We start from the raw sequence: 12,560 nt of genomic DNA on the forward strand, positions 1-12,560 counted from the left end.
CCACCCGACCGCAGTGCGGGAGAACGGTGACATGAGCAACATCCTCATCGTCAGCGCCCATCCCGAGCCCCGTTCTCTCAACGGCGCACTCACCGCGTTCGCCGCCGACGAGCTTCGGCGGGCGGGGCATGAGGTGCTGGTGTCCGACCTGTACGCCATGAAGTGGAAGCCCGCCGTCGACGCGGATGACTTCCTCGACCACGATCCGGGCGAACGACTCGACGTCATCGGCGCCTCCGGCCGCGCCTACACCGACGGCCGCCTGTCGCCGGAGATCGCCGCCGAACAGGACAAGCTCCTGTGGGCCGAGGCCGTGATCCTCCAGTTCCCGATGTGGTGGTTCTCCATGCCGGCGATCCTCAAGGGCTGGGTGGACCGGGTCCTCACCTACCGGTTCGGGTACGGCACGGGCAAGGTCGGCCGCGCGCTGTACGGCGACGGAACGCTCGCCGGGAGGCGGGCGATACTCTCGCTGACGATCGGCGCGGACGAGCCGTCGTTCTCGGCCCGCGGCGTCCACGGGCGGCTGGACGACCTGCTGTTCCCCATCCAGCACGGCATCCTCTACTACACGGGCATGGACGTGCTGTCGCCGTTCGTCGCCTTCGACTCCCTCACCGTGGACGAGGAGCGGTTCGGGCGGCTGACGGACGCCTACGCCGAGCGGCTCCGGACCCTCTTCACGGCCGAGCCGGTGCCGTATCGTCCGCTGAAGGGCGGCGACTACACCCGGAGCATGGAGCTCAAGCCGGGCCTGGAGCCGGTCGGCACCGGCGGTCTCGCGATCCACCTCCGCCCGGACGAGCGGTGAACGGCGGTGCCGCCCGCCGCCGTCAGGCGCGGCGCGCGGCACCGCCGTCCGGGCGCACCGTCTTAACGTCAGGGGGTGCAGGTGTACGTCGTCCAGTTCTTCGTGGACTTGGCCTTGATGATCCAGGCGATCGTCTTGCCGCGCTTCACGTAATGGCACTTGCCGCCGAACTTCAGGGTCTTGGTGTTGATGGGCACCTTCGCGATCGTGAAGTCACCACAGTTGTGGTAGTGCATGGAGATCTTGCCGCCGGCTTGCTTGGCCGTCGACGTGCCACAGCGCCAATGCGGATCGGCGTGTGCGGCCGGGGAGACGGTGGCCAGCAGTCCGGCCGTCATCGCCACACTCGCGAGCGCCGTGCGGGTGATCCGAAGATTCTTCATGTGATCACATTCTCGCGACCGGAAGAGCCGCTACCAGAGCCCGCAGTCTCAATCTGACCGCTCCGCACTGGGCTCGCGGACCCAGTGACCGGCGGCGGGTGGTGAACGGGACGCCGGGGTCGCCCGGCGCTCCCACACCGTTCGGTGGCGGCCCCGGCGTTCCACTCGTCCAGTCGTTCCCGGTGCGCGGAAGGTTGCCGTCGGATCGCGATTTTTCGGGCACGACGAGAGGGCGCCGGGGTCGCGGCGCTCCCACCGTTGGGTCGACCCCGGCGCCCCGTCTGGCGGTCGCCTCCCGGGGACGGCGACACACCGTCCCCGGGATGCGAGCCCCCGGCCTCCGGTCAGCTCGGAGGGATCAGGTAGGGGGTGAGGTAGGACTGCTTCGTGGTGTTGACGGTGGTCCAGTCGTCGTTCAGGATTCCGCCGGTGTCACGGCCCGTCCGACGATGGGCACGAGGGCCAGGGCGAGCAGGGCGACGATGGTGGTCAGGACGCTGGGAACACGTCTGAGCGGCGAGGTCAACGAGACTCCCTCCGGCGGTTGGAACGCGGGACGAGACGGCGCGGCATGTCTTCGCCCGTGGAGGGCCGGGCGGAGGCGCCATGAGGCAGCGCCTCCGCCCGGCGTCGGTGGCGCGGGTCAGACCCGCGTGACGGTCACCGGCGTCTTACGACACCGGCGGGTAGGCGTTCTGCATGAGCTGGTGGAACTGCGCGGAGAACCAGTGGCCGGACAGAGGCGCGTCCGGCAGGGCGCCGCTCGGGCTGTTGCCGTTGCGCACGTTCCCGCCGTAGTTCGGGTCGCACATCTGGTCGAAGCCCTTCCCCTCGTCGTTCGGGATGGACTTGCTGGAGCCGTCGGACTCGCCCGGCGGCTTGACCCACGCGTAGGCGTCGAAGCCGGCGGCCGGAGAGGCGGTCGGCCGTGTCCCGAGGCCCGCGCCGGACTGGTTGCACCAGTCGCCGACGTGCGGCCGGCGGTCGACGCGCTCGGCGTTGACCTGCGTGTTGATGTCGCTGGCCGAGCTCGGCCCGGTCGGGCGGGCCGCGCCGCCCCAGCCGTTGCGGGAGGTGTCGATGACCATGCCGATGGACGACGAGAAGCCGTCCGAGATCAGCTGCTGGCGGAACGCCGCCCCGAAGGTCGACTCGTCGACGTAATAGTTCCAGTCCACCCACTTCGACTGGCGGGTCTGGCTGTTGACCGGCAGGTACGGCTCGGTGGTCGGCGAGTAGTTGGCGGTGTTGATGACGAAGCCGTCGACGCTGTTCACGCCGGCCGTGGTGCCCTTGGCGACGGTGGCGAACAACTGCGCGGCGGGGTTGAAGTTGCTGTCCCAGCCGAGCCAGCCGTGGTGCCCGGCGTCGAGGTAGGTGTAGACGTTGCTGATCGCGTGCAGCTTGTTCAGGGCGTACTGGACGCCCTTCACGTAGTTGCCGTTCTGCTGCATCGTCTGGCACGCGGTGGTCGCGGTGTTGCCGCTGACGTTGGTGACGAGGTTCGGCAGCGAGTCGGGCTCGATGTAGGTGACGATCTTGAGGTTCGCGTACTTCGAGTCGCTCATGATCGACGCGATGGGATCGATGTACTCAGTCTCGTAGCGGCTGAGATCCCCCGCGCCGAGCTCGCCGTTGGAGGCCAGGGCGGCGCAGTCACGGCCGGGCAGGTCGTAGATGACGAACTGCGCGTAGCTCGCGCCCTGGGAGACCGCCGCGTCGAGGTGGGCGCGCAGGCCCATGCTGCTGCTCGACCCGGCGATGGTGGCGATGCGGTCCAGCCATACCGCGGTCGGCTGGTTGGCGATCGCGCTGCCGCCGTCGCCCTTGGCCTCGGCCGACCACTCGGGGTTCACGTAGCCCTTGCCGCCGGTGAACGGGTTGTCGGCGTGGGATCCGCCCCCGCCTGGCGGCGTGGGGGTCGGGGTGGGGGTCGGGGTGCCGCCGCCGGAGGACCCGTTGCAGGCGGTGCCGTTCACGGAGAAGGACGTCGGGGCGTCGTTCGTCCCGGAGTAGGACCCGTTGAAGCCCAGCGACGTCGACGCGTTGGTGCCGAGGCTGCCGTTGTAGGACAGGCTCTTGACCGTGACGTGCTTGCCGGACTGGGAGAACGTGCCGCTCCAGCCCTGGGTGACCTGCTGGTTGCCGGCGAAGTCCCACTCCAGGGTCCAGGAGCTGAGCGGGTCGCCCAGGTTGGTGATGCCGATGTTGGCCGTGAAGCCGTTGCTCCACTGGTTCACCGAGTAGGTGACCTGGCAGCCGACGGCCGCGTGGGCCCGGCCCATGCCGAACAGCACGGATACGAGGCCGAGCACGAGCGCGGCGATCGCCACGCCCGCCCGGTCCATCCGCAGCGTCAGGCCGCGGTGGGGGTTGACTTTCATCGGGGTGTGTCCTCCTCGGACGGGTTTTGGGAGCGCTCCCATCTGGTGACTCCGCGGCCATCGGGGCCGCCGGGTCGGGCCCCGGGGACGCGGGCCGCGTCCCCGGGGCGCTCGTTCACTGGTCGAACAGCTGGCCGTAGGTCGCCATCGCCATGGCGATGTCCGCCTGCGCCCAGAACCGGTGGTAGTTGAAGCTCGGCGCCGCCCCGCCGTTCAGGTACGACTGGACCTTGGACCAGGCGGGGTCCTGCTTGTACCAGGAGCGGATCGACAGGAACGTCGCGCTGCTGTCGATCTTGTCGCCGTTCGGCATCGTCCCGGTCCAGCCGGACGGCACGTACACGCCGTCGTGGTTGGTGTTGGAGGTGCTGTACGCCTGGTTGAACCGGTTGTAGTCCGTACGGGTCTCCGGCACCGAGATGCCGATCCCGTCCTGGTCCTTGCTCCACATGTCGTCGAGCAGGGTCTGCGCGGTCGACTTGGCCGTGGTGTCGCCGGACTTGGCCGCGTAGTACGCCAGGGTCTTGGCGTACGCCGCCGTCACGCCGACGTCGTTGGTGTAGTCGGCGATCGTGACGTGCAGGCCCGCGTTGGAACCCGGGCTGGAGGCGTTCCAGGTGTCGGGCTGGCCGCTCCAGTGCAGCGTCGAGGGGATCTGGTAGGTCCCGTCGGCGTTCAGCTTGGTGTTGGCCGTCGCCCAGGCCGCCCACTTGCTCAGCAGGGTCTTGGCGGTGCTGTCCCCGGTGACGTAGTAGTACTCGGCGACGCGCTCCATCGACCACGCCTGGAAGCCGAACCACTGGTTGCTCGGCGGGTCGTGGTAGACCGGCTCCCAGTCGTAGGCCATGCCGTAGAAGGTGGAGTCGCAGGCCGGCGGCGTGCCGTACGCCCCGCCCCAGCTGTTGGTCGCCCCGCCGGCGATCGCGCCTTCGGAGGACTGCAGCCAGCGGTAGAACTCCAGCTGCCGCTGCAGGCTCTTCTTCCAGTCGTCGACGCCCGTCGCGGACTTCGGCGCCATCGCCGAGTCGTTGGTGAGGGCGTACGCCGCCATCGGGTTCTGGTAGCCGGAGTGGGAGGCGCCGTCGCCGATCCGCCACGCCCAGCCGGCGCTGGTGTCGGTCGCGCCGCCCCAGGCGTAGTACCACGACAGCAGGTAGTGCTCGCTGTCCTTGCCGGTGCCGGCCGGGCAGCTCGGGCTGGTGCAGTTACCGATCTTCTTGAAGTACTTGTCGAAGAAGGAGTACCGCAGGTAGTCGCCCATCTTGCCCGCCTTGGCGACCGTGGCGGACACGTCCGAGCCCTTGCCCTGCTGCTTGGCCCAGGTGTCGGCCCAGTACGCGGCCTGGATGGCGCGCGCGTCGGCGTCCGGGGCGTCGGTGTACTTCCACTGCTTGGAGTAACTGGAGTCCTTGATGAACAGGTCCAGGTAGCCGTTCTTGCCGCCGTAGGCGAACTTGTCGCAGGTCGGCTGCGGGATGGTCTCCCAGACCGACTCCTGCGGGCCGCGCTGGTAGCTGTTGATGTAGGACGGCGCGTTGGTCTTCGGGCCCTCCTCGCAGCCGCCGCCGGGGGTGTCGCCGTAGCCGTAGGTGTTGTCGACGTCCTGCAGCCAGTGCATGCCGTACACGTCGTCGGTGCCGTACGCGGACTTCAGCTCGGCGGCGATCGGGTCCTGGCCGACGGACACGCTGGAGTCGATCTGCGACGGGTACTGCTCCGGCAGGTCGTGCTCGGCCGCGTACGTCGCGGGCTTGCTCGCGTTGTAGAAGCTGTTGGTGGGCTGGTCGGCGTGGGTGGGGATCATGTACTTCTCCATGAGCGCCCACGCGTTGTTGAACTTGCTCCAGTCGCCGGTGACCTTCCCGTACACCGCCTGCATCCAGATCAGGTAGCTGTAGGCCTCGGAGGTGGTCTCGTGCCCCTGGTCCGGCGCCTCGACCATCAGCGTCTCCACCGAGTGGTACGGGATGCCCTCCTTGCTGAAGTAGCCGTTGGCCGGGTCGGTGATCTTGTTGTAGAGCGTGAGGAAGCGGTCCTCGTACGCGCCGTTCGACTTGGTCTCGGTGACCGTGACGCTCGCCGTGTCGTACCCGGTGGCCTTGGCGGTGAAGGTGGCCGCGCCCGTGCTCGAGGCGTCCGCGGTGACCGTGACGTTCTGCGCGGTCGACCAGTTGGACGACGTGAAGGTCAGCGTGCCGCCCGCGGAGACCGTGAGGCCGGTGTTGCCGCTCGCCCGCGCGACCGTGACGGTCACGTTGCCGGACGGCTGGCTCGACAGCTTCACGCCGAACGTCCCGGTCTTGCCCTGCTGGACGGCCAGCGCGGACGGGCTCGCGACGACGGCGGGGCCGCTGGCGACGTGCACGCCGACCGGCGTGGACTCGGCGGTGGCGCCCTGGCTGTCATAGGCCTTGGCGTACAGCGAGTAGTCCCCGGCCGGCACGCTCGCCCAGTTGAATGAGTACGGCGCGGAGGTGGCGGTGCCGAGCAGCGTCGTGTCGTTGTAGAACTCGACCTTGCTGATCGTCGCGCCGTCGTTCGCGCTCGCCGTGGCGGCGAGCGGGATCGTCGCGCCGGAGGTGTACGTCGAGCCGGCCGCCGGGCTGGTCAGCGCCACGGTCGGGGCCTTGTGCGCGCCCGTGCAGGTGGTCCCGTTGAGGGAGAAGGACGTCGGGTTGGCGTTCGTGCCGCTGTAGGTGAAGTTGCCGCCGACGCTGACGGTGCCGTTGGTGGCGATCGCGCCGTTGTAGCTCAGGCTGGCGACGGTGACGTCCTTGCCGGACTGCGACCAGGTGCCGCTCCAGCCCTGCTGCAGGGTCTGGTTTCCGGCGTAGGAGTACTTCAGGGTCCAGCCGTTGATCGCCGGACCGAGGTTGGTGATCGTGATGTTCGCGGTGAAGCCCGAGCCCCAGTCGTTGACCGAGTAGTCGACCTTGCACTGCACATCGGCGGCGTGCGCTCCGGTGCCGGCGACGAGCACGCCGGCCAGGAGCGACAGGACGACCAGGAGCGGTCGCCACCTCTGCCGTCTCTTCATGGGCGGAATTCCTCCTGACGGGGGGCACCACCGGCCCGCCGGGCCGGCTGCTGAGGGGGTCGGCCGGACCGGCCGGGTCACGCGGAGTCGCGGATGATCAACTTGGTGTTGAGCACGACGCCCTGGCCGACGGGCGCGTCGCCGGCGATGCGGCCGAGCAGCTCGCGGGCCATCCGGACGCCCATGTCCTCGATCGGCTGGCGTACCGTCGTCAGCCGTGGACGGACGCGTCCGGCGATCGGCGAGTCGTCGAAGCCGACGACGGCCACGTCGTCGGGCACCCGGCGGCCGGTACGGCGCAGGGCGCGCAGCGCGCCCACGGCCATCTGGTCGGAGGCGCACAGCACGGCGTCGATGTCGGGCCTGCGGTCCAGCAGGCGGTTCATCGCGTGCTCGCCCGACGCCTGGTGCAGATCTCCGTAGGTGATCAATCCGGAGGTGAGCAGGCCGGCGTCGCCGACGGCGGCGCGGTAGCCGGCCAGGCGGTCGACCCCCACGGCTCGGTCGGGCGGCCCGGCGATCGTCCCGATCGTCTGGCGCCCGCACTTGAGCAGGTAGTCGACCGCCGTACGGGCGCCGCCGCGGTTGTCGGCGTCGACGTACGGCAGCGGCGTCGTCCAGAGGGGACGCCCGGCCAGCAGGACGGGGACCCCGGTCTGGCGCAGGGCCATGGCGGGGGCCCCGTGCGCGCTGATGAGGAGCACGCCGTCGGCGCGACCGCCGCGCAGGTACTCGGCGACGGTGCCCCAGCGGCCGGACCGCCCGACGACCAGGACGACGAGCTCGCGTTCGTCGCCGAGCTCGCGCCGGACGCCGGAGAACAACCGGGCGAAGAACTGGTCGGTGAAGACGCGGGCGTCGTCCTCACAGACGACGGCCGCGATCGACCCGCTACGGCGATCCGCGGGGGCGGCGCGGTGACGCACGTAGCCGAGCCGTTGCACGGCCTCTTCGACGCGGGAGCGGGCGCGCGGGCTGACGCGGGCGGTGCCGTTGATGACGCGTGACGCTGTGGCGGGTGAAACTCCGGCGAGGGCGGCGACGTGGGCGAGCGTCGGCGTCTCGACGGCGGTGCAGGAGGGTGCGGAGAGTTCCCTTCCAATCACGGAAATGACTCCCTTCAAGCGCTAACGGCTCGAGTGGCGGGGGTGTGGGAGCGCTCCCACCATCCAAGGCGCGAGAAAGGGTTGTCAAGAGGAATGTATCAACCGTGTAAACGGGGAGTTTCGCGGCGGCGATCACCGCACGTCCGGCCCCGCATCCGAGCAGGAGGGTTGCCCGCGGGGCCATCCGGCCGGACCGGCGATCCGCCGTGAAAATCCATGAAAGAGGAAGAAAGACGTGGCGTTCAGGGCAGCCAGGACACGTGTCCGTGCAGCAGGGTGTAGCCCACGAACGTGACGGCGTCGATCAGGGTGTGGGCGACGATGAGCGGCATGGCGCGGCCCCATCGCCGGTACAGGACGCCGAACAGCAACCCCATGATCAGGTTGCCGGCGAAGCCGCCGAACCCCTGATAGAGGTGGTACGAGCCGCGCAGCACCGCGCTCAGCGTCAGGGCCCGGCCCGGCGACCACTCGAGCTGCGACAGCCGGTGCAGCAGGTACCCGGCGACGATGACCTCTTCGAGGATGCCGTTCTGCGCGGCGGACAGCAACAGCACCGGGATGCGCCACCACACGGCCGGCAGCTGGGCCGGGACGACGGCGAGGTTGGCCCCCGAGTAGTACGCGGCGAGGTAGAACGCGAGGCCCGTACCGCCGACGACGGCGGCCAGCGCCGCGCCCCGCAGGAGGTCCTGCAGCGGCCGGCGACGGTCCACGCCCAGCGTCCTGAGGGACTCGCCGGAGCGCGCCAGCAGGTAGGCGACGAGCGCGACCGGCGCCAGCGCGCTCGCGATGCCGAACAGCTGGAACGTCAGGTCGATCCAGGGCCGTCCGGGCGCGTACGAGCCGACGATCAGGGCCTTCTGGTGCGACAGCGCCTTCGGCCGGGTGAGCGAGGCGATCAGCTGCAGCAGGGCCTGGACGCCGCTCGCGCCGAGGGAGACCGCGAAGACGACCCAGATCTCGGCGGTGAGCAGCCGCCGGCTCAGCGGCTCGGCGCGGACGTCGGCGACGGTCACGGGATCCACCGCGGGTCGCGCTTCTCCAGAAATGCCGCGATGCCCTCCCGCGCCTCCTCCGAGGCGAACCGCTCCGCGGACAGCTCGGCCATCCGCGCGAAGTCCTCCTCCACCGACGGGCCCGGCACCGTGCGCGGCAGCCGCTTGGCGAGGGCGAGGGCCTCCGGCGCTCCGCGCAGCAGCATCCCCGTGTAGTGGGCGACGGCCGCGTCGAGCTCCTCCGGCGGCACTGCGCGGTTGAGCAGCCCGATCTCCCGCGCCCGCCGGGCGTCGAAGACCTCGCCGGTCAGGAAGTACTCGGCGGCGGCACGCTGATCCATCCGGCGCAGGCAGGTCACCGCGATCATGGCGGGCACGACGCCGAGCCGCACCTCGCTGAAGGCGAACGTCGCGGTGTCGGGCGCGATCGCGATGTCGCAGGCGGTGACCAGCCCGAGCCCGCCGGCCCGCGCGGGCCCGTTGAGCCGCGCGACCACCGGTTTCGGGCTGTCCCAGACGAGCGTCAGCAGCCCTGGGACGTCCGGTGGAGGCTCGCCCGCCGACTGCTCCTTCAGGTCCGCGCCCGCGCAGAACACCGGCCCGGTGCCCGTGAGCACGACGACGCGCACGCCGTCGTCGGCGGTGACGGCGGTGAGTGTCTCGCGCAGCTCGGTGACGAGCCGGCGGGACAGCGCGTTGCGGTTCCGCGGCGAGTCGAGGGTGACGGTCGCGACGCCGCCCTCGGCGGTGAGACGGACGAGCGGTTCCATGGATCACATCCTGGTGCATCGGCGGCCCGTACGCGCCACGGGGTGCGCGGACCGCGGCATGCGGGCGGCGTCCGGGCGGTGAGCCGCCACCCGGCCCGGGAATCTCGTGGTCGCGGGCGTGGTGGGCGGATGCGGCCCGAGAGGATCACTACGGTGGTTTGCATGGAACTTGACGAACGTTTTGACTGGCAGGGTCGGCAGATCGCCTGCGGGCGGACGGGCTCCGGCCCGGCCGTGGTGTTCTGCCACGGCACGCCGTTCTCGTCACGGGTGTGGCAGCCGTTCGCCGAGGCTCTGAGCCGCGACTACACGGTCCACCTGTGGGACATGCCCGGCTACGGTCGCTCATCGAAACACGCCGAGCACCCGGTCGACTTCGGCGCACAGGCCGAGGCCTTCGCGGCCCTGCTCGCACACTGGGGTCTCGACCGGCCGCACGTGATCGCTCACGATTTCGGCGGTGCCGTCTCGCTCCGCGCTCACCTGGCCGAAGGCGTCGACTACGCCTCGCTCATGCTCGTCGACGTCGTCGCCATCCCGCCCAGCGGCTCCCCTTTCTTCACGTTCGTGCAGGATCACCCGGACGTGCTCGGCGAGCTACCGGCCTACATCCACGCCGCCATCGTGCGCACCTACATCCAGGGCGCGAGCCACCGTGGTCTCCGCGACGCCGATCTCGACGCGCTGGCGCAGCCATGGGCGGGGCAGGACGGCCAGCCTGCGTTCTACCGGCAGATCGCCCACTACGACGAGCGTTTCCTCGAAGAGAACGAGCGGCAACTCGGCCGCATCGACATGCCGGTACAGATCCTGTGGGGCGCGCAGGACACCTGGATCCCCACCGCCACCGCCGAACGGCTGCGGGGACTGATCCCCGGAGCCGACCTCTCGCTGATCGATGGCGCCGGCCACCTGGTCCAGTACGACGCGCCCGTCGCGCTCACGGACCGGATCCGCAGCTGGCTCACCGGCGTGGCAAGACGCTAGGGCGTGTCCGGTGGATCTTCGCCCGGCTGCGCGGCGTTCAGAGCGCGCCTCGCCGCGTTGTCGTCGGTCGGCAGCCAACACCAGGCTGCCTCCCTCCTCCGCCTTGCGAGGCACACTCTGAACGCCGCTCGCTACGAACAAGATCCACCGGACACGCCCTAGCCTTCGGCGACGACGGCGAGGACGGCGCCGGTCTCGACCTGGCGGCCGACCTCGGCGTGCAGCGCCGTGACGACCCCGGCGGCCGGGGCGAGGATCTCGTGCTCCATCTTCATCGCCTCCAGCCACAGCACCGGCTGCCCGCGCTCGACGGTCTCGCCCTCGCGCACCGCGACCCGGACCACCGAGCCGGGCATCGGGGCGACCAGCGTGCCCGGCGCGACCTGCTCGGCCGGGTCCGGCAACCGCTCGACCGCGGTGAGGGTCACCGGCCCGAGGACGGAGTCCACGTGCACGCGCCGGTCGTACGACGCCACGGCGAACCGGAGCCGTACGCCGTCGTCGTCGAGGACGACCTCGCCGGGCTCGGCGGACACCAGCGTGACGGTCGGATGGTCGTCGGCGGCCAGGCCGTCGCGGGTGAGGCGGTAGGCGACCTCCGCCTCCTCGAAGACGGTGCGTTGCGGCTGGGACGTGACGTTGCGCCAGCCGCCGGGCAGGCCGCGCAGCACCGGGGCCGCCCGGCGGTTCGCGGCGGCCCGCGCGAGGGCGGCGGCGAGCGCCGACAGGCGGACGGCCTCCTCACCGGCGAGCGGCGCGGTCGTGGGATGGCGGTCCAGGAAGCCGGTGTCGGTCGCGCCGAGGAGGAAGGCCTCGTGCCGCAGCGTGGTGACGAGCTGGTCCCGGTTGGTGACGAGGCCGTGGACGCGGGCCCCGGCCAGGGCCGCGGCCAGGCGGCGCACGGCCGCGGCGCGGGTGGGCGCGTAGGCGATGACCTTGGCAAGCATCGGGTCGTAGTGCGTGGAGACGACGCTGCCGGAGACGACGCCGGAGTCCAGCCGCAGGCCGTACCCCGAGGGGACGGCGAACTCGGCGTCCACGCCCGGGATCGCGAACGCGTGCAGCGGGCCGCTGTGCGGCCGGTACCCCTCGGCGGGGTCCTCGGCGTAGAGGCGCGCCTCGATCGCGTGGCCGCGCCGGCGGGGCGGGTCGCGCAGCACGGCGCCCTCGGCCACCTCGATCTGCAGCGCGACCAGGTCCACGCCGTACACGCACTCGGTGACGGGGTGCTCGACCTGCAGCCGGGTGTTCACCTCGAGGAAGTAGAAGCCGCCGTCGGGGGCGAGCATGAACTCCACGGTGCCCGCGCCGGTGTACCCGATCGCGCGGGCCGCCGCGGACGCAGCCTCCGACAGGCGCTGCCGCAGCGCGGCGTCGACCGCCGGGGACGGGGCCTCCTCGATCACCTTCTGGTGGCGGCGCTGGATGGAGCACTCCCGCTCCCCCAGCGTCCAGACCGTGCCGTGGGAGTCCGCGAGGACCTGCACCTCGATGTGGCGGGCGCCGGTCAGCAGTGGCTCGCAGAAGACCGTGGGATCGCCGAACGCCGAGGCGGCCTCCCGCCGCGCAGCCTCGACGGCGCCGGGCAGCTCGTCGGCGGCCCGGACGACGCGCATGCCCCGGCCGCCGCCGCCCGCCGACGCCTTGACCAGCACCGGGAAGTCGGTCACCGTCTCTGGGTCCAGCTCCGGCAGGACGGGCACGCCCGCCGCCTTCATCAGCCGCTTGGCCTCGATCTTGGAGCCCATCGCGGCGATCGCCTCCGGGGACGGGCCGACCCAGGTGAGCCCGGCGGCGACCACCGCGTCGGCGAACGCGGCGTTCTCCGACAGGAAGCCGTAGCCGGGGTGGATCGCGTCCGCGCCGGACGCCTTGGCCGCCGCGACGATCGCCTCCTGGTCGAGGTACGTGTCGGCGGGGGTCGCGCCGGGCAGACGCACCGCCAGGTCGGCCTCTGCGGCGTGCGGCAGCGACGCGTCGGGGTCGGAGAAGACGGCGACCGTGGTGATGCCGAGATCGCGGCAGGTGCGGAACACCCGGCGGGCGATCTCGCCACGGTTCGCGACGAGCAGTCGTGAGATCAT

General features: G+C 71.0%; 9 protein-coding genes. 2 read left to right on the top strand and 7 right to left on the bottom strand.

Annotation, left to right across the window (positions count from 1 at the left end; translation table 11 throughout):
• Positions 1 to 31 precede the first annotated feature (31 nt).
• Positions 32 to 811, top strand: a complete 780-nt coding sequence (locus tag ACYVF7_RS36530; RefSeq protein ID WP_460349698.1) for an NAD(P)H-dependent oxidoreductase — start codon at positions 32 to 34, stop codon at positions 809 to 811.
• A 68-nt stretch (positions 812 to 879) separates the two neighbouring features.
• Here ACYVF7_RS36530 and ACYVF7_RS36535 read toward each other — a convergent pair whose 3' ends face one another.
• From ACYVF7_RS36535 to ACYVF7_RS36560, 6 genes are all read right to left on the bottom strand, one after another.
• A complete protein-coding gene (locus ACYVF7_RS36535; protein WP_460349700.1) occupies positions 880 to 1,194 on the bottom strand; it encodes a hypothetical protein in 315 nt (104 codons plus the stop codon).
• Positions 1,195 to 1,865: 671 nt separating this feature from the next.
• Positions 1,866 to 3,578 carry a glycoside hydrolase family 6 protein gene (locus tag ACYVF7_RS36540; protein ID WP_460349702.1) on the bottom strand — a complete coding sequence of 571 codons (1,713 nt, stop codon included), beginning with the start codon at positions 3,576 to 3,578 and terminating at the stop codon, positions 1,866 to 1,868.
• 115 nt (positions 3,579 to 3,693) lie between these two features.
• Positions 3,694 to 6,615, bottom strand: coding sequence for a glycoside hydrolase family 48 protein (locus ACYVF7_RS36545; RefSeq protein ID WP_460349704.1), 2,922 nt, complete (start codon positions 6,613 to 6,615; stop codon positions 3,694 to 3,696).
• A gap of 77 nt (positions 6,616 to 6,692) precedes the next feature.
• Positions 6,693 to 7,721, bottom strand: a complete 1,029-nt coding sequence (locus ACYVF7_RS36550) for a LacI family DNA-binding transcriptional regulator (RefSeq protein WP_460349706.1) — start codon at positions 7,719 to 7,721, stop codon at positions 6,693 to 6,695.
• 242 nt (positions 7,722 to 7,963) lie between these two features.
• Positions 7,964 to 8,740: a CPBP family intramembrane glutamic endopeptidase gene (locus ACYVF7_RS36555; protein WP_460349708.1), complete on the bottom strand. Its 777-nt coding sequence runs from the start codon at positions 8,738 to 8,740 to the stop codon at positions 7,964 to 7,966.
• A complete protein-coding gene (locus ACYVF7_RS36560; protein WP_460349710.1) occupies positions 8,737 to 9,489 on the bottom strand; it encodes an enoyl-CoA hydratase-related protein in 753 nt (250 codons plus the stop codon). Before ACYVF7_RS36560 ends, ACYVF7_RS36555 begins: the two co-directional genes overlap by 4 nt.
• Before the next feature lie 162 nt (positions 9,490 to 9,651).
• Here ACYVF7_RS36560 and ACYVF7_RS36565 point away from each other — a divergent pair, with 162 nt between their 5' ends.
• A complete protein-coding gene (locus ACYVF7_RS36565) occupies positions 9,652 to 10,476 on the top strand; it encodes an alpha/beta fold hydrolase (RefSeq protein ID WP_460349712.1) in 825 nt (274 codons plus the stop codon).
• 158 nt (positions 10,477 to 10,634) lie between these two features.
• Here ACYVF7_RS36565 and ACYVF7_RS36570 read toward each other — a convergent pair whose 3' ends face one another.
• Positions 10,635 to 12,560: an ATP-binding protein gene (locus tag ACYVF7_RS36570; protein WP_460349714.1), complete on the bottom strand. Its 1,926-nt coding sequence runs from the start codon at positions 12,558 to 12,560 to the stop codon at positions 10,635 to 10,637.

The organism is Actinoallomurus acanthiterrae (assembly GCF_054775715.1).